Genomic DNA, 24,324 nt, shown 5'->3' on the forward strand with positions numbered 1-24,324 from the left:
CGCGGCGGATGCGGCGGCGCGGGGCCTAGGGCCGCATCGGCATGATCACGTACGTGTAGTCGTACCCGTCGGCGCCCACTGGCTTCATGACGGCCTGGCTCATTTCGTCGCGGAAGGAGAGGCTGACCTGATCCGTCTCCACGGCCGCCAGGAAATCGGTGACGTACTGCGCGTTGAAGCAGATCTGCACGTCGGGACCGTCGTAGGTCACGAGCAGCTCTTCCTTGGCGTCGCCGAGGTCGGGACTCTGCGACGTGACCTCGACCTTGCCGCTGCTGATGAGGAAGCGGACCGCCCGCGAGCGCTCGTTGGAGAGCAGCGAGACACGGCGGATGGCACTGGTGAGCCGATCGCGCTCGAACTCGATCGCCTTGTCGTTGTTCCGGGGGATGACGCGCTCGTAGGCCGGGAACTGCGCGTCGATCATCCGGGAGAACAGCCGCCGCCCACCCACGGTGAAGAAGAGGTGGTTCTCGGCGCGCTCGAACACCACGTCGCCGTCGCCATCGGCCAGCAGACGACTCAGCTCCTGCATCGTCTTCTTCGGCAGCAGGGCCTTGCTCTCGGCCGCGCCGGTCTCGGCCGTCACGGTGACCAGCGCCAGCCGGTGCCCGTCGGTGGCGACCAGGCTCATGCTGTCGGGCTTGAGGACGAACAACGCACCGTTCAGGTAGTAGCGCGTGTCCTCGCCCGTGATGGCGAACATCGTCTTGGAGACCATCTGCTTGATGGGCTCGCGCGGCAGCGTCGCCACCAGCTCGCCGACGACCGGCAACTGCGGGAAGTCGTCGGCCGGCAACGTCGACAGATGCGATTCGAACCGCTCCGCCGCCACCGTCACGCCCGAGCGGTTCTGCTCGATGCGGATGTCGGTCTCGGGAAGGGCCTTGACGATTTCGAAGAGCTTCTTGGCCGGGAGCGTCAGGGTGCCTGGCTTGGCCAGGCTCTGCGCCACACACGTGCTGCGGAGACCGACGTCGAGATCGGTGGCGATGAGCTCGACCTGGTTGCCATCGGCCCGCATCAGCACGTTGGCGAGCACGGGCATCGTGTTCTTGCGCTCGACGATGCCCTGAAACAGTTGCAGCTCGCGAAGCAGATCGTTCTTGCGGACCACCAGTTCCATGCAGCCGGTACCTCGTGAACGGGAGCGGAGCCTGACCGACACACGCGACGCCCCTAGGAGTAGTTTCTCCAAAGGGATCGCAAGAAAAGAAGTATATCAGAGATCAAAGGGCGGTTGAAGCTGTGAAGAGCGCCCTTAAATCCCTTTCCAACAGCGACTTACCCTGTGGACACCAGTTGTGGAAAAGTCGGGCCGATCCTGTGGGCATCCGGCACCGCCGCCCACGTCCACACGATGTGCACAGGCCCGCGCCGCGCAGGCTGTGCAAAACCGGCGCGACGCCAATGCGGCCTAGCGAAAATTGTCGAGCATGGCGTTGATCTGGCTGTTGAAGTCGGCGTCCTTCTTCCGGTCCTCCTCGACCTTCCGGATCGAGTGGATGACCGTGGAGTGGTGCTTGCCGAACGCCCGGCCGATGTCGGGCAGCGAGGCCGACGTCAGCGTCTTGCACATGTACATGGCCACCTGGCGGGGGATGACGACGTTGCGCGAGTTGCTGGTGGTCTTGAGCTCGCTCGGGCGTACGCCGTAGTACTCGGCCACGAACTTGAGGAGGGCATCGATGGTGATGGCCTTCTCCTCGCTGCCGATGATGCTGCGCAGGACGTCCTGTGCCAGCGCCAGCGTGATGTCCTTGCCCGTCAGCGAGGCATAGGCGACCAGGCGGATCAGCGATCCCTCGAGGTCCCGGATGTTCGACTTGATCTTCGTGGCGATGAACAGCGCCACGTTGTCGGGCAGGGGCACGCCGTCGGCGTCGGCCTTCTTCTTGAGAATCGCGACCTTCGTCTCGAGGTCGGGCGCCTGGATGTCCGCGATCAGGCCCCAGTTGAACCGCGAGCGCAGTCGCTCCTCGAGGGCGGGGATCTCGTGCGGCGGGCGGTCGCTGCTCAGCACGATCTGCTTGCCGGCGTCGTACAGCGCATTGAACGTGTGGAAGAACTCGTTCTGCGTCGCTTCCTTGCCGGCCAGGAACTGCGCGTCGTCCACCAGCAGGACGTCGACGTTGCGGTAGCGTTCGCGGAACTCGATGATTCGCTCGTACCGGATGGCGTTGATCATCTCGTTCATGAAGCGTTCCGACGAGATGTACGTCAACGCCGACTGCCGGTGATGGCGGTCGACGTACTGGCCGATCGCGTGCATCAGGTGCGTCTTGCCGAGCCCCACCCCGCCATAGAGGAAGAGCGGGTTGTAGGAACGCCCCGGCGCTTCGGCGACGGCGCGGGCCGCGGCGTTGGCGAACTGGTTCGAGGGACCGACCACGAACGTCTCGAACGTGTAGCGGTGGTTCAGTCCGGACGGGCCCTGAGGCGTCGGCGCGGCTGCCGTCGGGTCCTCGTGCTGCCGGATGAGGATGTCTTCCGCCGGGGACGGCTCCGGGACGTCCGTGCCGTCGGCGGGCACGAACGAGACCACGGCGCCGGGCCGACCGGCTTCGGCCAGCGCTTCGGCGAGAATCGACCCGTAGTGTCGCAGGAGCCAGTCACGGACCGTCCCGTCGGGCACCTCGACGATGAGGGTGTCGCCATTTTCCCGGATGAAGCGGGTCGGCTTGAACCAGGTGAGGAAGGTATGGCGGTTCAGCTTGGCTTCGACCCGTGCGAGGACGCGTTCCCAGATGTGCTCGCTCATCGGATCTCGACCGCTACCTTCTGCCTCGAACGCCGCGCCCGGGCCGCCCTGTAGTCATTTTCAGGGGCGACTTTCGCCGAAGGCTCGTCTGGATGTAACCAGGATGTGACCGGGCGAAACTGAGAAAAACGCCTGATTTCTGCTTGTTTCTGCCTTCGCTTACACGACCATGGCCGAAATTCCGCAGTCGAGGGCGTTACCGGCAGGCGAAACCGCAATGTTTTCCACAGTTTTTTCCACAGCTGTGGAAAAGTGGTCGGAAACTGCTGGTCGGGCCGCGCCGGACGGCGAGTGTAGCAGAGGGGCATGGGAGCCGGAAGGCCCACCGTTCTGTAGCGAACACAGGGCAAAAGTCGACATCCGGTCTCTGCGGTGGCAATTCCGGACTCGGTGTGGGACACCCACCGACCTGTCCACCGACCGGCCGACCACCGCACGCGACGCCGTTGACATCGCAGATGGTGTGAACTACCATCGGCAGTTCGCGGTCGAGGTGTGGCCGCTGACATTCGAGCGCCCGGCAGTCCCGGTTCCGCTCCCGGATTTCAAGCAGCCATGAAGCGTACTTTCCAGCCCAACAACCGTCGCCGCGCGAAGACCCACGGCTTCCTCGTGCGCATGAGCACGAAGAACGGCCGCCTCGTCCTGAAGCGCCGTCGCGCCAAGGGCCGCAAGCGTCTCACCGTCTCGTCGGAGGGCTAGGGCGCCAGCCGCCATGCGGCGCACGCTCCAGCCACACGAGCGGGTCCGTCGTCGGCCCGAGTTCCTGCATGCCTACGAGCACGGGCGCAAGCATCACGCCCGCTTCATGACGATGTTCGCCTGCGAGTCGGCCACGCCAGCGGCCCGCCTGGGCGTCTCCGCCACCCGCAAGTTCGGGCCGGCCGTCGTCCGCAACAAGGCCAAGCGACGCGCCCGCGAGCTCTTCCGGCACCACAAGCCCATGCCCGGCGTCGACCTCGTCATCATCCCGCGCCGCGGCTTCGACTCGATCCCGTTCACGGATCTCGTCACCGACTTCCTCGGCGCGCTGCGTCGCCTCCGCGTGCCGCTCGTCCCCGGGCAAGGCGCGACGCCGTGACGCGCCCAGGTCCTGGCGCACGCGTGGCCATGGCGCTGGTGCGCGCCTACCAGCTGACCCTGTCGCCGCTCTTTGCCGGCAGTTGCCGCTTCGAGCCGTCCTGCTCCCGGTACGCCATGTCGGCTCTCGAGCAGCATGGTCTCCTCAGGGGCGCGTGGCTCGCCATCCGGCGGCTCGCGCGCTGTCACCCTCTCGGCGGATCGGGGCTCGACCCCGTGCCGCCACCGCCGTCTCGATGACTGCGCCAAGTTCCCCAGGTACACCATCCATGGAAAAGCGTGTGTTGCACGCCGTCCTGCTGTCGCTGGCGGTGCTGCTCCTGTACCAGAGCTTCTTCGCTCCACGTCGCCAACCCGAGCCCGCCGCACCGGCGGCGTCGAGCAAGGCGACCGGGGCCTCCACGCCTGCGGCCGCAGGCAGTGCCGTGCCGACCCCGCCGATGGGGCCCGCCGTGCCGGCAGCGGCCCTGCCGGCCAGCGTGGCCTCGGCCGGAGGCGCACGGGTGGTCGTGGAGTCGGATCAGTTTCGCGCCGAGTTCTCGACCCGCGGCGCGGTACTCCTGAGCTGGACGCTCAAGACCTACCCCGGCGCACACGGACACGCGCTCGACCTGCTGCCCGTGGCCACCGACGTCAAGGCGCCAGCGGCGTTCTCGGTGACGACGGCCGACGAGACCATCAACAACACGCTCGCCGCCGCATCGTTCACGCCCAGTGCCACGGCGCTGGACCTCCGAGGCACTGGCCCGCGGGCCCTGCGGTTCGACTACACCGATGGGGCCGGCCTGCGTGCCACCAAGGTCTTCACCTTCGAGCGCGACGGGCAGCCCTTCCTGCTCGGCTTCTCGGCGCAGGTGCTGCGCAACGGGCAGGCGCAGAACTTCACGATCCACTCGGGCCCCGGCATTGGCGACATCGAACGGGCGCAGCCCTCGGGCGGCATGATGTTCGGCAGCTACTATCAGGCGCCCGAAGCCATCACCTTCAGCGACGAGATCACCCGCACCACGACCGACAGCCTGGCCGAGCAGCGGGTGTTCGACGGCAACCTCGAGTACGCGGGCAGCGACGACCACTATTTCCTCGGCGCCGCCCTCCTCGATCGCCAGACGCGCGTCGAGTACGCCACCCACCCGGTGCAGACGACGGCCGGGCCCCGCACCCTCGTGTCGTATGCCCTCAGCTTCGCCCAGCCGCCGAGCGAGGTGAAGTTCTACTTCGGGCCGAAGGACTTCGACCAGCTGCAGCAGTCGGACCAGCAGCTCGTGCGCACGATCAACTTCGGCTGGTTTGCCTGGCTCGTGGTGCCGCTCCTGCGGGCGCTCAAGTGGGTCAACCGCTTCGTCGGCAACTACGGCTGGTCGATCATCGTGCTGACGTTCCTCATCAACATCGCCATCTTCCCGCTCCGTCACAAGAGCGTGGTGTCGATGCGCAAGATGCAGGACATCCAGCCGAAGGTGAAGGCCATCCAGGAGCGCTACGCGCACCTGAAGGCGACCGACCCGGCCAAGGCCCGGATGAACACCGAGATGATGGAGCTGTACAAGACCGCCGGCGTCAATCCCGCCAGCGGCTGCGTGCCGATGCTCCTGACGATGCCGGTGCTGTTTGCCTTCTACGCGCTGCTCAGCGTCGCCATCGAGCTGCGCGGCGCGCCCTTCACCCTGTGGATTCAGGATCTGTCGCAGCACGATCCGCTGTACATCACCCCGGTGATCATGGGCCTGACGATGCTGTGGCAGCAGTGGATCACGCCGGCCGCCGGCATGGACCCGGCCCAGCAGCGCGTGATGATGATCATGCCGCTGATGTTCACCTTCTTCTTCCTCTGGGCGCCGAGCGGTCTGGTCATCTACTGGCTCACCAGCAACCTGCTGACGATCGGTCAGCAGTACCTTACCAACCGCATCGTCGGTGCACCGGCGAAGCCGGCACGCGCCTGAGCTCCGGACCAGCAGCCATGACCAACGACCCGAATCTTCACGAGCAGATTGGCGAGTTCGTCCGCAACGTCGTCACGGCGATGGGCCTGACCGTGACGGTCACGCCCCAGGTCACCGCGGACGGCGTGCGGGTCGACATCAGCGGCGAGGAAGGGGAGATCCTCGTGCGGCGGAAGGGCGAAGCGCTCGACGCGCTGCAGCACCTGGTCAACAGCATCTGGCGCGACCAGACCGGGCGCGATGGTCGCATCGTGGTCGACTGCCTCGACTTCCGGAAGGGCAAGGACGCCGAGCTGCGGCAGATGGCCAAGTTCATGATCGAGCGGGCGAAGATGACGCGGCAACCGCAGGAGATGGGTCCGCTCAATTCCTATTCGCGTCGGCTCGTGCACCTCGAGGTGTCGCTCGATCCGGACGTGACGTCCGAGAGCCAGGGCGATGGTCTCGTGAAGACCGTGCTCATCTCGCCGCGCTGACGGCTTCCGGTGCGATGGCCCCGGAGACCGGGTCCCTCATCGTCGCGCTGGCCACACCTCCCGGGCGCGGCGCGCTCGCGCTCGTGAGGTTGAGTGGACACGGTGCGCTCGACGTCGCCAGGCGTCTGAGCGGTCGGCCGGTCTTTCGTCCGCGCGTGGCCACCCACACGAGGCTGCGGTTGCCGGGCGACCTCTCGGACTCGGCGGTGATCACCACCTACGTCGCGCCGCATTCGTTCACCGGCGAGGATGCCGTGGAGATCACCACGCACGGCAGCCCTGTCATCGTGGATGCCGTGCTGCAGGCCTGCCTCGAGGCCGGGGCCCGCCTTGCCAGTCCCGGCGAGTTCACCTATCGGGCCTACCTCCACGGGCGCCTCGACCTTCTGCAGGCCGAGGCCGTGGCCGACCTGGTGGCGGCGACGACCCCCGCGCAGGTGCGGGTGGCGTCGTCCCACCTCGACGGCACCTTGAGCGAGGCGATTCGCGCCATGGGCGACGAGATCGCCGCCTTGCGGGCCTTGCTCGAGGCCTCCCTGGATTTTCCCGACGAAGGCTTTCATTTCATCGCACCGGAGGCGGTCGTCGGTCGGCTGCGGATGCTCCAGGAGACATGCGTGCGTCTCCTCGGATCGGCCTCAGCCGGGCGTCGCCTTCATGACGGGGCCCTGGTTGTCGTCGCGGGCCGCCCCAATGCCGGCAAGTCGAGCGTGTTCAATGCCTTGCTGGGACGCGCACGCGCCATCGTCGGGCCCACGGCGGGGACGACGCGGGACCTGCTGACCGAGTCGATCGCCCTTGGCGGGGTGCCGGTGACGTTGGCGGATACGGCCGGACTGCGCGACACCGACGATCACGTCGAGCGCGAAGGGGTGGCACGGGCAGAGCAGAGCATGGCTGCCGCCGACCTGGTGATCGTGGTGGTCGATCCGTCGGCGGGCGTGGACGCGCTCGAGGAGGGTCGGTCGCTCTGGGAGTCGCTCGACGGCCGGGGCCGCGTGTGCGTGCTGAACAAGGTGGACGTGTGGGGTGCTTCCGCCGCCGCCCGTCCGGAGTGGGCGCCGCCTGACGCGATTCCGGTGAGCGCCACGGAAGGCACCGGCATCGACCGACTCGGCGAGGCGCTCGCCGGAGTGCTCGGGCGCGTGACGTGGGAAGGCGAGACGCTGACGCGGGCGCGTCACCGCTCGCTGGTAGGGGAGTGCGCGGCCGCGCTCGCCCGCGCCGAAGAGACCGCGGCAGCCGGCGGGTCCGAGGAGTACGTGCTGGCGGATCTGGGCGATGCGCTGAGAGCGCTGTCCGATCTGCGTGGAGTGGAGAGCGCGGAAGACGTGCTGGAGACGATCTTCGCGACGTTCTGTATCGGCAAGTGAATGCCTGAGCCCCTGCCTTCGCGTGCGGATGTCGTGGTGATTGGCGCCGGTCATGCCGGTGTCGAGGCCGCCTGGGCCGCGGCGCGTCTCGGCGCGGCCGTGGTGGTCTGTACGCTGTCTGCCGAGACCATCGGGCAGATGCCGTGCAATCCGGCCATCGGTGGCACGGCGAAAGGACACCTCGTCCGGGAGATCGATGCGCTCGGTGGGCTGATGGGCGAGGCGATCGACGCCACGGGCATCCAGTTCCGCTTGCTCAACCGGAGTCGTGGACCGGCGGTCTGGGCGCCGAGGGCACAGGCCGACAAGCGACGGTACGCGGCCGCCGTCCGCACGAGACTCGAGCAGGCCCCCGGGATCACGCTGGCCTATGGACACGTATCGGCCGTCATCGTCGAAGGCGGGCGCGTCCGAGGCGTCCGCTTGCAGGGCGGTCACGTCATCACGGCCGCGCAGGTGGTGGTGACGACCGGGACGTTTCTGGACGGCCTGGTGCACGTCGGGCCGCTGACGCGCCGGGCGGGCCGCTACGACGAACCAGCGGCCGTGGAGCTGGCCGCGTCGATTCGTGCCCTCGGGTTGCCGGGTGGGCGCCTGAAGACCGGGACGCCGCCGCGGATTCACCGACGGTCGATCGACTTCACGGTGCTCGACGAGCAACCGGGTGATGCCGAGCCCGTACCGTTGTCCTTTGCGACCGAGTCGTTGCCGTTGCCGCAGATCTGCTGCCACACGGTGCGGACGACCGCGGCGGTGCATGCGCTCGTGCGCACGCACATCGCGTTGTCTCCGCTCTACAACGGCCAGATCACGGGGACGGGCCCGCGGTACTGCCCGTCGCTCGAGGACAAGATCATGCGATTCCCCGACAAGGAGACGCATCAACTGTTCCTCGAACCAGAGGGGCTGGACGTGGACGAGGTCTACGTCAACGGATACTCGATGAGCCTTCCGGCAGAGGTCCAACAGGATGTGGTCCGGGCGTTGCCTGGGCTGGAGTCCGCCGAGCTCATGCGTCCTGGCTATGCGGTGGAGTACGACTTCGTGCAGCCGACGGCTCTCCACCATACGTTGGAGGTGAAGAGCGTTGTGGGGCTATATCTAGCGGGCCAAATCAACGGAACGTCTGGCTACGAGGAAGCGGCCGCACAGGGGTGGGTGGCTGGGGCCAATGCCGGCCTGCGAGCGACGGACCGTCCGCCCGTCGTGCTCGGGCGCCATGAGGCGTACATCGGCATCCTGGTCGACGATCTGGTCACGCGGGGCTGTCTCGAACCCTACCGGATGTTCACGTCCAGGGCGGAGCATCGCTTGCGCCTGCGCATCGACAACGCCGATCTCCGCCTGACGCCGGTGGGTCGAGAGCTTGGGACGGTCACGGACGACCGTTGGGCCAGGTTCGAGGCGCGAAAGGCCAGATACGAACGGAACACGGTGACGCTCGCGAGCACACTGGTGCGCGTGCCGTCTGGTGGTCGCGTACCTGCGTCGGAGGCCCTGCGAAATCCGGAGATCCGCCTCTCTGCCCTTGTGGCAGGGGAGGGTGGTCTCGCGCTCGACCTCGACCCCCTGACGCCCTCGTTGGACATCGCGTCGCTGGACGCAGACTGCCGGTACGTCGGCTATCTGCGGCGGGAGGAGCGGGACGTGCTTCGGGCCGAGCGGTATGCATCGCAGCGAGTACCAGCGCAGTTCTCGTTCGACGGGCTCCCCGGTCTGTCTCGCGAGCTTCAACTGCGCCTCGCCGAGGCGCGCCCCGCCACCGTGGCGCTGGCATCGTCCATTCCGGGCATCACCCCGGCCGCGCTGTCCCTCATCTCCGTGGCGATTGCGCGCCGGTCCGGAGCGTCTCGTGCAGTCAGCGACGGCATCTCTTCTGGAGGGACCTCGGCGGACTGAGACGTCCCGCCTTCCAGCCTGGAGGCAGGGTTCGTCTGGCGTTCGACCCGCGTGCACATGATGAACGACGACACCACTCGTATCGCGAACCGGCTGCAGGGTGCCGGGGCGAGAGTCAACGACGCGCAGCTCCATCAACTGGGCGAGTACCTGGCGCTGCTGAGGCGCTGGAACGCGCGCATGAACCTCACGGCGCTGGACGAACCGGACAACGCGGTGGACCGCCTCATCGTGGAGCCGGTTGTCGCGTCGGCCGCCATCGATGCGTCGGCCCGCGTACTGGTCGATATCGGGTCCGGAGGCGGTTCGCCGGCGATTCCTCTCAAGGTGGCCCGCCCGGAATTGGCGCTCACCATGATCGAGGTCAAGACCCGCAAGTCGGTGTTCCTGCGCGAGGTCGTGCGCCATCTTGGCCTGGTGGAGGCCTCCGTCGAGACAGGCCGCTTCGAGCAGGTGTTGTCTCGCCCTGGCATGCATGGATCCGTGGATGTCATCTCGATCCGGGCTGTTCGGGCCGACATCGAGCACGTGCAGTTGTTCGGAGCCGCCCTGCGCCGGCAGGGGCAGCAGCTGTGGTTCCTCAGTGGCGGACAACCGCAACCAGAGGTCTTTGCGCCCCTGGAGATTGAGCGGGAAATGCCGCTGGTGACCGCCCTGGACAGCAGGCTCCTGTTGATCCGGAAGCACACGTGATGTTCCACGTGGAACATCGCGTCTCTTGACCGCCTGTCGGACCTGGGTGCTGCTCTCAAGGTCGCCAGGCTTGGACTTCCTTGGGGCCTGCCCGGTATCGCTGGTGTTCCACGTGGAACACTCCACTCCTGACGTGGACAAGGTGTGGGACGCGCTCATGCAGCCAACCGCCTTGTCATCGACTGGGCAGCGCCGTCGCCTGGTTCGCTTGAGAATTGTTCCACGTGGAACAATCACCCACGCACCGGCTCTGTTGCTTCTTTTGCCGGCCCGCTAAACACCACCGGCCAGCGCCAGCCCCAATTCCCAGCCCCACGCCCCAGCCCCACGCCCCAGTGTCCAAGGCCCAGCGCTCGACTGACTCAAAGCCCCCAGCCCCAAAGCCCCAAGGCCCAGTGCCCAAGGCCCAGTGCCCAAGGCCCAAGGCCCAAGGCCAATGCGTGAGCCCTGAGCCTTGAACCCTGAGCCTGTTAAAACTGTCTTGCCCTAGACAGCTGAGCACAACCCATGGGCTGGCGAGGATCTCCATTTACCAGGCCCCGCAGGAGGGCCGTCAAGGGCCGTTCGCCAGTGGTATCCTGCCGTTTCGCTTCGGGTCGGTCGCTGCCCGCCATCGCGTCGTGACCGCTCCCCGGCCAGCGCGCGGCATCGTGACCCCTCGACGCCTCCAATCCGGCCATGAGCAAGATCATCGCGGTGTCCAACCAGAAGGGTGGCGTCGGCAAGACGACCACGACGATCAACCTCGCCGCGTCGCTGGCGATGGCCGATCAGCGCGTGCTCGTCATCGACATGGACCCGCAGGGCAACCTGACGAGCGGCCTGGGGCAGAAGGCCGGTTCCGAGCACACCGTCTACGAGGCGCTCGTCGGCGCCGCTGAACTCCCCGTCCTGCAGACCGCCGTCGATCACCTCCATCTCGTGCCCGCGGACCGTCACCTCGCCGGCGCGGAGGTGGAGTTGGTGACCATGGACGCGCGCGAGCAGCGCCTCAAGCGCCTCATCACGCCGCTCCGCGACCGCTACGACTTCATCCTCATCGACACGCCGCCCTCGCTCGGCCTGCTCACGCTCAACGCGCTGGTCGCCGCCGACACCGTGCTCATTCCGCTGCATTGCGAATACTTCGCGCTCGAGGGCCTGGCGGACTTGATGGCCACGCTGTCCCGCATCGGCCAGGATCTCAACCCGACCCTCGACGTCGAGGGCGTCGTCCTGACGATGTACGGGGATCGGACCAATCTGGGCGCGCAGGTGGCGCGAGAGATTCGCGAGTTCTTCGAGTCGAAGGTGTTCGACACCGTCATCCCGCGCAACGTCCGCCTGGCCGAGGCTCCCAGTCATGGCCTGCCGGTGCTGCTCTACGACCCCCGTTCCCGCGGAGCCGAGGCCTACGTCTCGCTTGCGCACGAACTGCTGACCCGCAACGGCGCCGTGCCTCGTCGCGCCGCCGCGACCAAGGCCTGACCAGGACACCCGTGGCCCAGAAACCCGATCGTCGACCCGCCCTCGGCCGGGGGCTCAGCGCCCTCATTCCCGAGAAGCCCGCTGCCTCACCCGTCCCGGCTCCAGCGCCTGCCGCCGTGGCGGGGTTCGATGCCAAGCAACTACAACGGGAGGTAGATCTCGATCTGATCGACCCCAACCCGTTGCAGCCGAGGACGCGCTTCGATGAGGCTCGTCTGCAGGAACTGGCCGAGTCCATAAGCAGCACCGGGCTGGTGCAGCCCATCGTGGTGCGCCGCCGTGGCGACCGGTTCGAGATCGTCGCCGGCGAGCGCCGCTGGCGCGCCGCGCAGATCGCCGGATTGCTGAAGCTGCCGGTCCACGTCTCCGACGTCAGCGACGAGAACCTGCTGCGCACCGCGCTCATCGAGAACATCCAGCGCGAGGATCTCAATCCCATCGAGGAGGCCCTGGCCTACAAGCGCCTTGGCGAGGAGTCGGGCCTCACCCAGGAGCAGATCGCCGTCGCGGTCGGCAAGGACCGCGCGACGGTGGCCAACCACCTCCGCCTCCTCCGCCTGCCGGAGCAGGTGCGCGCCCGTGTCGCTGGCGGGGAACTCTCCATGGGCCACGCGAGAGCCCTGCTGGCCGTCGAGGATGCGGCCGCGTTGCTCAAGGCCGTCGACCAGGTGATCTCGGCCGGGTTGTCGGTGCGCGCCACCGAGGCGCTCGCCAGAAAGTTGTCCGAGCCCCCGTCCGACGAACCGAAGCCCGACGTCCCCGAGAAAGACGTCCACACACGGCAGGCCGAGGAGCGTCTCCGTGTCGTGCTCGGCACCCGCGTCAACATCCATCGCCGGGGCAAGGGCGGGCGCGTCGAGATCGATTTCGTCAACGAGGACGAGCTGATTCGCCTGTACGAGTACCTCGTCGAACGGTGACACGCTGAAACGCTGAACGCGATGGCGGCGTGTCGGCCGGCTCGGAGAGCCGGCCCTACCCACTCGCCAGGACCCACACGCCGAAGGCCCAAGGCCCAAGGCCGGACACTGAACCGATGAAGAGACTGACCGACTACGCCGCCTGCGCCGGTTGAGCGAGCAAGCTCGCCGCTGGCGAGCTCGCTCAGGTGCTGAGCGATCTGCCCGTGCCGTCCGATCCTCGTGTCCTGGTCGATTTCCGGGACGCGGACGATGCCGGTGTGTTCGTCGTCGGGGACGTGGCGCTGGTGCAGACGGTCGACTTCTTCACGCCCATCGTCGACGACCCGTACGCGTACGGGCGCATCGCTGCGGCCAACGCGATCAGTGACGTCTACGCGATGGGCGCAAGACCGATCACCGCGCTGGCGATTGCGGCCTTTCCCGCCCGCGACTTCGACCAGGCCATCGTCAAGGCGATTTTCGCGGGTGGCCTGTCGGTGTTGCAGGAGTGCGGCGTGGCCCTGCTCGGCGGACACACCGTCCAGGACACCGAGGTCAAGTTCGGCTATGCCGTGACCGGGCTCGTGGACCCGACCGCCGTGTGGACCAACGGCGGGGCCCGAGCCGGCGACGTGTTGGTGCTCACCAAGCCGATCGGCACGGGCATCGTCGCCACCGCGGCCAAGTTCGGGCGCACCGACGAGGCCGTGCTCGCCGGGGCCCTGGCCTCGATGCAGCAGACCAACCGCGCCGCGGCTGACGTGTTGATCGACAGCGGAGCCGTCCACGGCTGCACCGATGTCACCGGATTCGGCCTGGCCGGCCACGGCTGCGAGATGGCCACGGCCAGTGACGTCACTCTGGTCATCGACATGGCCGCCGTACCGGCGCTGCCGGGGGCCCTCGCGCTCGCCCTTGGCAACCGCACCGGCGGACTGGTCAACAACCGCGCACATTTCGGCGCGCTGATCGACGAAGGCGACGTCCCGGCGGATCTGGTCGCCCTGGCCTTCGACCCCCAGACGTCGGGAGGGCTGCTGGCCGCAGTGGACCCGGGGGCCGCCCCGCGCGTCCTGGCCGCCCTCATCTCGGCCGGGGTGGACGCAGCCGTCATCGGCAGCGTGCTGGGGCCCGCCGGGACGACACGCGTCCGCCTTCGCTGACGCGTCCGCGCCCGAGCACGCGGCCCGCAGATACGACGCAGAGGCGCACCGTATTGCACCGATTTTGCAAATAGTGGTATAAATCAGTGTTTCGGCGGGCACGCCGATTTGCCCCTGTGCCCGTGTCTTGCCTGCGGCGGGGTGCGCCCCGTCCTTGTTGGTTACTCCCGGAGGCACCGTGTTACCGGACCTGTCGGTCCTGTGGGTCATCGCGCTCGTACTGCTGCTCACGGCCATCCTGCAGCAGTTGTTCTTCAAGCCACTCCTTCGCGTGATCCATGCGCGTGAGGATGCGGTGCAGTCGGCGCGTGCGCTCGCGGAGCGCAGTGCGGCCGAGGCGCGCCGTGCCAGCGAGGAGTTCGACGCGAAGACGACCGCCGCCCGTGCTGCCTTCTACCGCGAGCTCGACGACATGCGCAAGACCGGCCAGGACGAGCGGGCAGCCATGGTCGCCGACGCCCGCGCGCAGGCCGACCGCGAACTCGAGCAGGCGCGCCTGACGCTCGCGGCCGACACGGCGCAGGCCCGCGGTCAGCTCGAGCAGGACGCCCAGCACCTCGGTCACCAGCTGGCCGATCGCCTCGCCGGCCGGACGCGTTGATGTCGACGATGACGAAGAGGGAGATGGGGGAGCGCAGGATGCGGCAACGGATGGTCGCGGCGGGTCTGGTGGGGGGGATGCTCGCCATCGCCACACCGGTCGCGCTGGCGCAACACGCCGAGCCGGCGACGGCGTCGGCGCAGACGCCGGCACACGACACACCGGCGCCGCCCGCCGATCATGCGGCGCCTGCCGCTGATCACGCCGCAACCCCGGCCGGCGACCACGCGGCGGCTGATGCGCATGGCGCCGCCGCCGGCGAGCATGGCGAGGCCCACGGCGAAAGCCTCTGGGTGACGCTGGCCCGCATCGCCAACTTCGCGATTCTCGCCGGTGTCCTGTACTGGTTCGGCCGCAAGCCCTTTGCCGATCACCTCGCCGCTCGCGATGCCCAGATTCGCAAGGACCTCGTGGATGCCGCCGAGATGCGCACCACCGCGACCGCCCGCCTCGGCGAGATCGAAGCCAGGCTGGCCGCGCTGCCCGCCGAGCTCGATGCCCTTCGTCGCCGTGGCAGCGAGGAGCTCGAGTCCGAGCGTGCGCGCATCCGCGCCACCGCGGAAGCCGAGCGCGACCGCCTCGTCGAGCAGGCCCGCCGCGAGATCGCCTCGCAGACCCGCCAGGCGCGCGCGCACCTGCGCGAGCACGCCGCCACGCTCGCCGTGGGTGTCGCCGAGGCCCGCCTGAAGGCCACGCTGACCCCGGCCGAGCAGGCGGGGCTCGTGGATCAGTACGCCGCCCAGATGAGGAACGTCCAGTGACGCCCCAGGATGCTCGTCGCGCCGGTCGCGCGCTCTACGAGGTGACGCAGGAGGCCGGCACGGCCCGCCTCACGCTCGATGGCCTGACCGCCTTCGCCGCGCTCGTGGAGCAGCACGCCGATCTCGGCAAGGCGCTGCTGTCCCCCTTTGTCACCGGCGACGCCAAGCGGGGCATCGTCGGGCAGTTGTCCACGGCGCTTGGCATCGGGCCGGCGGCGGGGCACACCCTGCAACTGATCGCGGAGCGTCATCAGATGGACGGCCTGGCCGGCATCGTGAAGGAGCTCAAGGCGCAGGTACACAAGCAGGAGCGCCGCGTCGATGCCGAGGTGACCACCGCGGTGGCGCTCGACGCAGCGCAGATCGACCAACTGCGCGAGGTCCTGTCCCAGGCGACGGGCCAGCAGGTGACCCTCTCGGCACGCGTCGATCCGGCCGTCATCGGTGGTGCCCTCACGCGCGTCGGCAGTGTCGTGTACGACGGCACCATCGCGCGGCAACTCGCCCGCATCAAGGAGCAGTTCGTCCAGCAGGGCTGACCCCTCGGGCGTACCGCGGTTTTCACACCGAACGCTGAACCATGACCATCAAAGCAGACGACATCTCCCGCATCATCCGCGAGCAGATCGGCGGCCTCCAGTCCACGGTGGACGTGGCCGAGGTCGGCACGGTGCTGTCCATCGGCGACGGCATCGCGCGCCTCCAGGGCGTCGAGCGCGCCATGGCCGGCGAGATGATCGAGTTCCCCCACGGCGTGTTCGGCATCGCGCTGAACCTCGAGGAGGACTCGGTGGGCACGGTGCTCCTCGGTGACTACAAGCTGATTCGCGAAGGCGACCAGGCGCGTCGCACCGGCCGCATCATCTCGGTGCCCGTCGGCGACGAACTGCTCGGCCGCGTCGTCAATGCCCTCGGCCAGCCGGTCGATGGCAAGGGCCCGATCCTGACGTCGCAGATGTCGCCCATCGAGCGCATCGCGCCGGGCGTCGTCGATCGTCAGCCGGTGCGCGAGCCGCTGCAGACCGGCATCAAGGCCATCGACGGCATGGTGCCGATCGGCCGTGGGCAGCGCGAGCTGCTGATCGGCGACCGCCAGACGGGCAAGACCGCCGTCGCGGTCGACGCCATCCTGAACCAGAAGGACACCGGCGTCATCTGCATCTACGTGGCGATTGGCCAGAAGCAGTCGACGATCGCCCAGGTCGTGCGCACGCTCGAAGAGAACGACGCGATGCGCTACACCATCGTCGTTGCGGCGGGCGCGTCCGACCCGGCGCCGATGCTGTACATCAGCCCGTACTCCGGCTGCACGATGGGCGAGTTCTTCCGCGACAGCGGTCGTCACGCCCTGGTGATCTACGACGACCTGTCGAAGCACGCGATGGCGTACCGCGAGATCTCGTTGCTGCTGCGGCGTCCTCCCGGTCGCGAGGCGTACCCGGGCGACGTGTTCTACCTGCACTCGCGCCTGCTCGAGCGCGCGGCGAAGCTGAACGACAGCATGGGCGGCGGATCGCTGACCGCGCTGCCGATCATCGAGACGCAGGCCGGCGACCTGTCGGCGTACATCCCGACCAACGTCATCTCGATCACCGACGGCCAGATCTTCCTCGAGAGCGACCTGTTCCACCAGGGCGTGCGTCCGGCCATCAACGTCGGCAACTCGGTGTCGCGCGTCGGCGGCTCGGCGCAGATCAAGGCCATGCGCAAGGTGGCCGGATCGCTCCGACTCGACCTGGCGCAGTACCGCGCCCTCGCGGCCTTCGCGCAGTTCGGCAGCGACCTCGACAAGACGACGCAGCAGCAGTTGCATCGCGGCGTGCGTCTGGTGGAAGTGCTGAAGCAGCCGCAGTACCGTCCGCTGTCGGTGGCCAAGCAGGTCGCCATCCTGTTCGTCGCGACGCGCGGCTACCTCGACAAGGTGGAGCTGCCCGACGTCGGTGCGTGGGAAGACGGTTTCTACGGCTATCTCGAGTCGCGGCGTCCGGGCATCCTCTCCGGCATCACCGAGCAGAAGGACATCTCGAAGGAGATCGAGGCCGAGCTCATCGATGCCACCGAGGAGTACACGAAGGACTTCCTGGCGCGCACCCGCTAGCCTATGCCTTCCCTCATTGACATCCGTCGCCGGGTCCGCGCCGTCAAGTCGACGCAGCAGATCACCAAGGCGATGAAGATGGTCTCGGCGAGCAAGCTGCGCCGGGCGCAGGACCGCGTCATCGGCGCGCGTCCCTACGCCCAGCAGATGCTGCGCGTGCTCAACAGCCTGGCGGCGCGCGTCGATCACGACGCCCATCCGCTGCTGAGCGAGTCGACGTCCTCCGGGGCACCGCCGCTGCTCATCGTGGTGTCGGCCGACCGCGGGCTGTGCGGCAGCTTCAACAGCAACATCATCAAGCAGGCGTCGACGTTCCGGCAGGAGTCCACCGATCGCGACGTCGCGATGGCGCTGGTCGGCCGCAAGGGCCGCGACTTCTTCATGCGTCGCAACGTCGACGTGCGCTACGAAGTCGTCAACATCTTCCAGCACGTCAAGTACGCGCACGCGCAGGACATCGCCCGGACCGCCATCGAGGCGTTCACCGAGGGGCGGGTCAGCTCGGTCTACCTGCTGTACAACGAGTTCAAGTCGGTGATGTCGCAGAAGGTGGTGGTCGAGCGGTTGCTGCCGCTGCCGCGCCTGACGCCGGACAACGGCGGCGTGACGGGGCCGCAGGTGGACTATCTGTACGAACCGTCCGCCCAGGAGATCCTCACGTCGCTCGTGCCGAGGCACGTGGAGATCCAGGTGTACCGCGCGCTGCTCGAGTCGGCGGCGGCCGAGCAGGCGGCGCGCATGACCGCGATGGATGCGGCCACGCGCAACGCGCAGGAGATGGTGGACAAGCTGACGCTGTACATGAACAAGGTGCGTCAGGCCGCCATCACGCGCGAAATCATCGAAGTGGTGTCGGGCGCGCAGGCGCTGTAGCCGTCGGACTCGTCCGACGGACGCCGAGCGTAGTCGGCGTCGGGCGTGCCCGCCGCAGGGAAACTTATGAGCAACGCAACAGCCGAGCAGCACAGGGTCGGACGCATCGTTCAGGTCATCGGGCCGGTGCTCGACATCGAGTTCGAGGGCGGGTATCTGCCCGCCATCTACAACGCGGTGCGTGTCACCGTGCCGGGCGTCGACGGCGCTCCGCACACCGACATCGTCGCGGAGGTCGAGCAGCACCTCGGCGAGGGCCGGGTGCGTGCGGTCGCGATGAAGCCGACCGACGGGCTGCAGCGCGGCATGGAAGCGCTCGACCTCGGGCTGCCGATCACCGTGCCGGTCGGCCCGGCGACGCTCGGTCGCGTGCTCAACGTGCTCGGCGAACCGGTGGACTATCCGGATCGCCCGGTCGTCTCCGAGCACAACTGGCCGATCCACCGGGCCGCGCCGTCGCTCGAGGAGCAGTCGACCAAGCTCGAGATGTTCGAGACGGGCATCAAGGTCATCGACCTGCTCGAGCCGTACCTGCAGGGCGGCAAGATCGGCCTGTTCGGTGGTGCCGGCGTCGGCAAGACGGTCATCATCCAGGAACTGATTCACAACATCGCGCTCAAGCACGGTGGTGTGTCGGTGTTTGCCGGCGTCGGCGAGCGCACCCGCGAAGGCAACGACCTCTGGCTGGAGTTCCAGGAGAGCGGCGTCATCAACGTCGATGACCCGTCCAAGTCGCGCGCCGCGCTGGTCTACGGCCAGATGACCGAGCCGCCGGGCGCCCGTCTGCGCGTCGCCCTGACGGGCCTGACCGTCGCCGAGTACTTCCGCGACGCCGAGGGCAAGGACGTCCTCCTGTTCGTCGACAACATCTTCCGCTTCACGCAGGCGGGGTCCGAGGTGTCGGCGCTGCTCGGCCGCATGCCGAGCGCGGTCGGCTACCAGCCGACGCTCGCCACCGAGATGGGCGAGATGCAGGAGCGCATCACGTCGACCAAGAAGGGCTCGATCACGTCGGTGCAGGCCATCTACGTCCCCGCCGACGACTACACCGACCCGGCCCCGGCGACGACGTTCGCCCACCTCGACGCGACGACGAACCTGTCGCGCGACATCGCCTCGCTGGGCATCTATCCCGCGGTGGACCCGCTCGCCTCGACGTCGCGCATTCTCGATCCGCGCATCATCGGCGACGACCACTACGACGTCGCCCGCCGCGTCAAGCAGGTGCTGCAGCGCTACAAGGACCTGCAGGACATCATCGCGATTCTCGGTCTCGACGAACTGTCGGAAGAGGACAAGCTGACGGTGTCGCGCGCCCGCAAGATCCAGCGCTTCCTCAGCCAGCCGTTCCACGTCGCCGAGCAGTTCACCGGCTTCAAGGGCAAGTACGTCACCATCGCCGACACCATCCGCGGCTTCCGCGAACTGGTCGACGGCAAGCACGACGACGTGCCGGAGCAGGCGTTCTACATGGTCGGCACCATCGAGGAGGCCATCGAGAAGGCCGCCTCCCTGAAGTAAGCGGAAGGCAACGAATCGATGGCCAGCCAGCTCACGCTCAGCATCGTCACGCCGGAACGCGAACTCGTGCGCGTCCAGGTCGACGACGTCGAGCTGCCGGGCAGCGAGGGATACTTCGGGGTGCTGCCTGGGCACACCCCGATGCTCGCCACCCTCACCGTCGGGCGCCTCACCTACCGGTCCGGCACGGACACGCAGGTGCTGGCGATCGCCTTCGGCTTCGCCGAGGTGCTGCCCGACGCCGTCACCGTGCTCGCGCAGATGGCCGAGCGCGCCGAGGACATCGACGTCGCGCGGGCCGAGGCGGCCCGCACGCGCGCCGAGGAACGCCTGGCGCGCACCGAAGCCGACCTCGACTACGATCGCGCGCGCACGGCGCTCGACAAGGCCGTCCTCCGCCTCCAGGTGGCGTCACGCGCCCGGGGCAAATGACCATCGCCGCCTCGCCCCTGCCCGTCCCGGCGTGCCAGAGGGCCTGAGCCACCATGCGTGTGCGCTGGGCCGCCGCAACGCACCCGGGTCGGCGACGCGCCTCCAACGAGGACGCGTTCTGCTCCCGGCCTGACCTCGGCCTGTTCGTGGTGGCCGACGGCATGGGCGGCCACGTCGCCGGCGAGATCGCGTCGCGCCTGGCCGTCGACACCATCGAGGCGGCCGTCGCCGCCGGCGATGCCGTGCCGCCGGACAGTCGTCAGTGCACGCTGGCCGAGCGCCGCCTCCAGGTGGGTTTCGAACGCGCCAGCCAGGCCATCTCCGAGCAGACGGCGCGCAACCCGCGCCTGCGCGGCATGGCCACCACCGCCTCGGCGCTGCTCATCTCCGCCGAGTCCAGCGCCATCGGCCACGTCGGCGACAGCCGCATCTACCTCTGGCGCGACCATCTGCTCCAGCAACTGACCCACGATCACTCGTGGGTCGCCGAGCAGGTCACGATGGGCCTGCTCTCGCCGATCGAAGCGCGCCAGCACCCCTGGCGCAACGTCGTCACCCGCGCGCTGTCGGCGTCCGACCCGCCACAGGTCGAGCTCTCGCCGCTGACGCTGCAGCACGGTGACCGCCTGCTCATCTCGTCCGACGGGTTGCACGGCGTGATTGGCGACGACCGCATCGGCGTGGTGCTCGACACCGTGGCCAATCTCGAGCTGACCTGTCAGCAACTGATCGACGACGCCAACGACGCCGGCGGGCCCGACAACATCACCACGCTGATCCTGGAGATCGATGTTCCATAACCTGCGTCAGCTGGTGCGGTACCGTGCGCTGATCCAGAGTCTCGTCACGCGCGAGCTCAAGGCACGCTACCGCGGCAGCGTCCTCGGCTTCTTCTGGTCGTTCATCAACCCGCTGCTGCTGCTGGTCGTCTACTCGTTCGTCTTCACGGTGGTGCTGCCAGGCACGCATCCGCCGGAGATCGAGCCGTACGCGCTGTTCCTGTTCTGCGGCATCCTGCCGTGGACCTGGTTCTCGTCGTCGCTGACCGAGGCCGCCAACAGTCTCATGGCCGGCGGCAACCTGATCAAGAAGGTGCTGTTCCCGGCCGAGATCCTGCCGATCGTCGCCGTGCTGTCGAACATGATGCACTTCTTCTTCGGACTGCCGATCCTGCTGGCCTTCCTGATCTGGTTCCGTCCGACGATCAGCTTCGTCGAGGTGCTCTGGTTTCCGGTCGTCGTGGCCGTGCAGTTGCTGTTCACGCTCGGCCTGAGCCTGCTGCTGGCGGCGCTGACCGTGCACTTCCGCGACATCAAGGACATCCTGAGCAACCTCCTGACGCTCTGGTTCTTCGCCACGCCGATCATCTATCCGATGCACCTGGCGCCGGGCACGATCAGCAAGGCCGTGCTGAACGCCAATCCGTTCTCGCACTTCGCCGTGTCCTATCAGGAGATCCTGTTCTACGAGGGGCCCTTCGGCCACTGGAAGTGGCTGCTGGCGATCTTCGTCGCCTCGGTCCTGCTGTTCCTCCTCGGCTACTTCCTCTTCGATCGCCTGCGCGACTCGTTCGCCGAGGAGGTGTGAGCGCCATGCCCGCCTCGACCACGACCTCATCGCTCGCCATCCACGCCGACAACGTCTCGAAGATCTATCGCCGGTTCGCCCACAAGCGGCAGTTCGCGACGCTCAAGAGCGCCATCCTGAGTGGCAGCCTGGTGCGCGACCTGAAGCCGGACGAGACCTTCCGGGCCCTCGACGGCGTCTCCTTCGACGTCCAGGCCGGGCGCACCTACGGCATCATCGGGCGCAACGGCAGCGGCAAGAGCACGCTGCTCAAGTGCGTCGCCGGCATTGCCAAGCCGACGACGGGCAAGATCACGGTGAACGGCCGGATCTCCGCCTTGATCGAGCTCGGCGCCGGGTTCCACCCCGAAATCTCCGGCCGCGAGAACGTCTTCATCAACGGCATCATGCTCGGCCTGTCCAAGGCCGAGATCGAGCGGCGCTTCGACGAGATCGTCGAGTTCGCGGAGCTGGCGCCGTTCATCGACGCCCCGGTCAAGACCTACTCGTCGGGCATGTACATGCGCCTCGGGTTCGCCGTCGCCGTCCACGTCGATCCCGACGTGTTGCTGGTGGACGAGGTCCTGGCCGTCGGCGACGAGGGCTTCGCCCACAAGTGCCTCGACAAGTTCGCGGAGTTCCGCCGCCGCGGCAAGACGATCCTGCTCGTGACGCATTCGCTCGGCCTCGTCGAGCGGTTCTGTGACGAGGCGCTCTGGCTCGACAAGGGCAAGGTCAAGGCCGTCGGCGTGCCCAAGCGCGTCATCGACGCCTACGTCACCGAGGTCGAGGAGAGCGAGGAGGCGTTCCTCGCCTCGCAGGACGCCCGGGCCCGCGAGCGGGTCGACCTCGGCGCTGGCAGCTCCGTGCCCAGCCACGACGCCGGTGTGCCCGAGGATGGCGTCACCGCCGGCAACGTGGAAGCGCCGGCTGACATGTTCAAGGCCGAGGCGGGGCGCTGGGGATCGGGCGACATCGAGATCACGAAGGTCGACCTGCTGGATCCGCAGGGCGAGCCCGGCCACGTCTTCCACTCCGGCGAGCCGATGACCATCCGGCTGCAGCTGGCGGCGAAGTCGCCGGTGAAGGATTTCGTGTTCGGCATCGGCCTCTTCAACGCCGATGGCGTCTGCATCTACGGCACGAACACCAACATCGAGGAGATGTCGGCGCAGGAGATCAGCGGCACCGGCGAGGCGCGATTCGTCATCGACGACCTGGCGCTCACCGAAGGGACGTACAAGCTCGATCTGGCGGTGCACAAGCTGGACGGCTTTCCGTACGACTACCACCGGCAGCTGTACACCTTCCGCGTCAAGTCGCCGATCAAGGACGTCGGCTTCTTCCGGCCACGCCATCGCTGGTCGTTCAGTTCGTCGGTGCGTCTCGTGCAGTTGCAGGGCCCCGAGGGCTGGCGGCCGCACATGAAGGACGATGAGCCGCAGGCCTGAGGGCGAGCGGGTGCGGGTCGTCTCGCGTGAGGCGTGTGTCGCGCAGGTGCGCGCGTGGCAGGCCGAGGGGCGCACCGTCGTCTTCACCAACGGGGTCTTCGACCTGCTGCACGTCGGCCACCTCCGCTACCTCCAGGCGGCCCGGGCCGAAGGCGACCACCTCGTCGTGGCGGTCAATACCGACGACACCGTCCGGGCTGCCAAGGGGCCGGACAGACCCGTGCACCCGGCCGACGATCGGGCCGAGCTCCTCGCCGGCCTCACCGCGGTCGACCTGGTCACCCTCTTCGATGAACCCACTCCCGCCGCGCTGATCGCGGCCGTGCAACCGGACGTGCTGGTGAAGGGGGCCGATTGGCCGCTCGATCAGATCGTCGGGCGGGACACGGTCTGGGCCCGCGGTGGTCGCGTCGTCCGCGTGCCCACCGAAGTCGGGCACTCCACGACGGGACTCATCGGGAAGATCCGCCAGTAGCAATTCAGGCACGCCGCGCCGACATTCAGAATTCAGAATGAAGCGCGAGGCCCACCTGGACGGCTCTGTCGCGCAATTCGGGCTCCCTGCGCCGACATTGGAACTCCGATGGCCCGGTTGGCCCAGCAACGTGTGAATTCTGAATTGCTGACGCGGCCTCGAGTCGCGCGCCCCTGCGAACCTTGAACGTCGACATGCGGAGCCTGCCCCGCGTCGAGCGTGGCGATGCTCGAGCTGCGCTTCATTCTGAACTGTGAATTCTGAATTGCTGACGTGGCCTCGACGCCCGCCACGGCGGCCCTTGAACGTCGACGGACGGAGCCCGCCCCGCGCGGAGCATGGCGATGCTCGAGCTGAGCTTCATTCTGAACCTTGAATTCTGAATTGCTGATGCTGCGTCGACGCGCGCGCCCCTGCGGACTTGAAGCCGAGTTGCGGAGTCTGCCCTGGCGCGGAGCGTGGCGGTGCCCCGAGCTGAGCTTCATTCTGAACTTTGCATGCTGAATTGTTCGAGTAGCGTCTTCCCACCCGCGGGCACCCGGCGCCCACTCGCATGGGACATGGTGCTTCCAGACGACATGTGCGCACGGGCGGACCGTCCCCACCCAGGCACGACCTATGCTCTGGAGTCGGGTCATGCTCGTCTGGCTCAATGACATCGACCCGCTGTCAACGCCGGGCGAAAATCTGACAGATCCGCCGATTGAAAATCTGACAGATCGACGAGGGGACGAGCCTCAGGTCGTCGCCACCTCCTGACGGGGGCGCCGGCGGCGAGCCGCCGGC

The 24,324-nt window shown here is 67.8% G+C and carries 24 protein-coding genes and 1 pseudogene; 23 read left to right on the plus strand and 2 right to left on the minus strand.

Annotated elements, in window-relative coordinates:
* Window positions 1-25: 25 nt before the first annotated feature.
* Window positions 26-1,126 (minus strand): DNA polymerase III subunit beta, encoded by a 1,101-nt coding sequence (dnaN, locus tag Q0C41_RS00430; protein ID WP_291980457.1) that lies wholly within the window; start codon window positions 1,124-1,126, stop codon window positions 26-28.
* A 291-nt stretch (window positions 1,127-1,417) separates the two neighbouring features.
* Window positions 1,418-2,761: a chromosomal replication initiator protein DnaA gene (gene dnaA, locus Q0C41_RS00435; RefSeq protein ID WP_291980458.1), complete on the minus strand. Its 1,344-nt coding sequence runs from the start codon at window positions 2,759-2,761 to the stop codon at window positions 1,418-1,420.
* A gap of 555 nt (window positions 2,762-3,316) precedes the next feature.
* Between dnaA and rpmH the strand changes: the two genes are divergently transcribed.
* The 23 genes and pseudogenes from rpmH to Q0C41_RS00550 all read left to right on the plus strand — a co-directional run bounded on the left by rpmH (window position 3,317) and on the right by Q0C41_RS00550 (window position 24,297).
* Window positions 3,317-3,463, plus strand: coding sequence for a 50S ribosomal protein L34 (gene rpmH / locus Q0C41_RS00440; protein WP_291980459.1), 147 nt, complete (start codon window positions 3,317-3,319; stop codon window positions 3,461-3,463).
* A gap of 13 nt (window positions 3,464-3,476) precedes the next feature.
* On the plus strand, window positions 3,477-3,842 hold the full coding sequence (rnpA, locus tag Q0C41_RS00445; protein WP_291980460.1) for a ribonuclease P protein component: 366 nt from the start codon (window positions 3,477-3,479) through the stop codon (window positions 3,840-3,842).
* Window positions 3,839-4,081, plus strand: a complete 243-nt coding sequence (yidD, locus tag Q0C41_RS00450) for a membrane protein insertion efficiency factor YidD (protein WP_291980461.1) — start codon at window positions 3,839-3,841, stop codon at window positions 4,079-4,081. The genes rnpA and yidD overlap by 4 nt, the downstream gene beginning before the upstream one ends.
* Before the next feature lie 29 nt (window positions 4,082-4,110).
* Window positions 4,111-5,787, plus strand: coding sequence for a membrane protein insertase YidC (gene yidC / locus Q0C41_RS00455; RefSeq protein ID WP_291980462.1), 1,677 nt, complete (start codon window positions 4,111-4,113; stop codon window positions 5,785-5,787).
* 17 nt (window positions 5,788-5,804) lie between these two features.
* Window positions 5,805-6,263, plus strand: coding sequence for a R3H domain-containing nucleic acid-binding protein (locus Q0C41_RS00460; RefSeq protein WP_291980463.1), 459 nt, complete (start codon window positions 5,805-5,807; stop codon window positions 6,261-6,263).
* Between the two features lie 14 nt (window positions 6,264-6,277).
* Entirely contained in the window at window positions 6,278-7,636 is a 1,359-nt protein-coding gene (gene mnmE / locus Q0C41_RS00465; protein ID WP_291980464.1) for a tRNA uridine-5-carboxymethylaminomethyl(34) synthesis GTPase MnmE, read from the plus strand.
* A 12-nt stretch (window positions 7,637-7,648) separates the two neighbouring features.
* Complete coding sequence (mnmG, locus tag Q0C41_RS00470) at window positions 7,649-9,535, plus strand: tRNA uridine-5-carboxymethylaminomethyl(34) synthesis enzyme MnmG (RefSeq protein WP_367079065.1); 1,887 nt, start codon at window positions 7,649-7,651, stop codon at window positions 9,533-9,535.
* A 57-nt stretch (window positions 9,536-9,592) separates the two neighbouring features.
* Window positions 9,593-10,228 carry a 16S rRNA (guanine(527)-N(7))-methyltransferase RsmG gene (gene rsmG / locus Q0C41_RS00475; protein WP_291980466.1) on the plus strand — a complete coding sequence of 212 codons (636 nt, stop codon included), beginning with the start codon at window positions 9,593-9,595 and terminating at the stop codon, window positions 10,226-10,228.
* A gap of 678 nt (window positions 10,229-10,906) precedes the next feature.
* Window positions 10,907-11,695 carry a ParA family protein gene (locus Q0C41_RS00480; protein ID WP_291980467.1) on the plus strand — a complete coding sequence of 263 codons (789 nt, stop codon included), beginning with the start codon at window positions 10,907-10,909 and terminating at the stop codon, window positions 11,693-11,695.
* An 11-nt stretch (window positions 11,696-11,706) separates the two neighbouring features.
* Window positions 11,707-12,615 (plus strand): ParB/RepB/Spo0J family partition protein, encoded by a 909-nt coding sequence (locus tag Q0C41_RS00485; protein WP_291980468.1) that lies wholly within the window; start codon window positions 11,707-11,709, stop codon window positions 12,613-12,615.
* 170 nt (window positions 12,616-12,785) lie between these two features.
* Window positions 12,786-13,760, plus strand: a pseudogene (selD, locus tag Q0C41_RS00490) (selenide, water dikinase SelD); the annotation flags it as partial.
* Between the two features lie 178 nt (window positions 13,761-13,938).
* On the plus strand, window positions 13,939-14,361 hold the full coding sequence (locus Q0C41_RS00495; protein WP_291980469.1) for an ATP synthase F0 subunit B: 423 nt from the start codon (window positions 13,939-13,941) through the stop codon (window positions 14,359-14,361).
* A gap of 8 nt (window positions 14,362-14,369) precedes the next feature.
* The gene (locus Q0C41_RS00500; RefSeq protein WP_291980470.1) at window positions 14,370-15,122 is read left to right on the plus strand and encodes an ATP synthase F0 subunit B; all 753 of its coding nucleotides are present in this window, start codon (window positions 14,370-14,372) and stop codon (window positions 15,120-15,122) included.
* Window positions 15,119-15,661, plus strand: coding sequence for an ATP synthase F1 subunit delta (gene atpH / locus Q0C41_RS00505; protein ID WP_291980471.1), 543 nt, complete (start codon window positions 15,119-15,121; stop codon window positions 15,659-15,661). Before Q0C41_RS00500 ends, atpH begins: the two co-directional genes overlap by 4 nt.
* Before the next feature lie 41 nt (window positions 15,662-15,702).
* Window positions 15,703-17,220 (plus strand): F0F1 ATP synthase subunit alpha, encoded by a 1,518-nt coding sequence (gene atpA, locus Q0C41_RS00510; protein WP_291980472.1) that lies wholly within the window; start codon window positions 15,703-15,705, stop codon window positions 17,218-17,220.
* A 3-nt stretch (window positions 17,221-17,223) separates the two neighbouring features.
* Window positions 17,224-18,093, plus strand: coding sequence for an ATP synthase F1 subunit gamma (gene atpG / locus Q0C41_RS00515; protein WP_291980473.1), 870 nt, complete (start codon window positions 17,224-17,226; stop codon window positions 18,091-18,093).
* A gap of 66 nt (window positions 18,094-18,159) precedes the next feature.
* Window positions 18,160-19,614 carry a F0F1 ATP synthase subunit beta gene (gene atpD, locus Q0C41_RS00520; protein WP_291980474.1) on the plus strand — a complete coding sequence of 485 codons (1,455 nt, stop codon included), beginning with the start codon at window positions 18,160-18,162 and terminating at the stop codon, window positions 19,612-19,614.
* 18 nt (window positions 19,615-19,632) lie between these two features.
* Window positions 19,633-20,046 (plus strand): F0F1 ATP synthase subunit epsilon, encoded by a 414-nt coding sequence (locus Q0C41_RS00525; RefSeq protein WP_291980475.1) that lies wholly within the window; start codon window positions 19,633-19,635, stop codon window positions 20,044-20,046.
* Between the two features lie 53 nt (window positions 20,047-20,099).
* A complete protein-coding gene (locus Q0C41_RS00530; protein ID WP_291980476.1) occupies window positions 20,100-20,846 on the plus strand; it encodes a protein phosphatase 2C domain-containing protein in 747 nt (248 codons plus the stop codon).
* On the plus strand, window positions 20,836-21,633 hold the full coding sequence (locus Q0C41_RS00535) for an ABC transporter permease (protein WP_291980477.1): 798 nt from the start codon (window positions 20,836-20,838) through the stop codon (window positions 21,631-21,633). Before Q0C41_RS00530 ends, Q0C41_RS00535 begins: the two co-directional genes overlap by 11 nt.
* 5 nt (window positions 21,634-21,638) lie before the next feature.
* Window positions 21,639-23,063 (plus strand): ABC transporter ATP-binding protein, encoded by a 1,425-nt coding sequence (locus Q0C41_RS00540; RefSeq protein WP_291980478.1) that lies wholly within the window; start codon window positions 21,639-21,641, stop codon window positions 23,061-23,063.
* The gene (rfaE2, locus tag Q0C41_RS00545; protein WP_291980479.1) at window positions 23,047-23,538 is read left to right on the plus strand and encodes a D-glycero-beta-D-manno-heptose 1-phosphate adenylyltransferase; all 492 of its coding nucleotides are present in this window, start codon (window positions 23,047-23,049) and stop codon (window positions 23,536-23,538) included. The genes Q0C41_RS00540 and rfaE2 overlap by 17 nt, the downstream gene beginning before the upstream one ends.
* 636 nt (window positions 23,539-24,174) lie before the next feature.
* Window positions 24,175-24,297: a hypothetical protein gene (locus Q0C41_RS00550; protein ID WP_291980480.1), complete on the plus strand. Its 123-nt coding sequence runs from the start codon at window positions 24,175-24,177 to the stop codon at window positions 24,295-24,297.
* The last annotated feature ends 27 nt before the right edge of the window (window positions 24,298-24,324 follow it).

It is taken from the genome of Luteitalea sp., from assembly GCF_022842525.1.
Lineage (GTDB): Bacteria > Acidobacteriota > Vicinamibacteria > Vicinamibacterales > Vicinamibacteraceae > Luteitalea.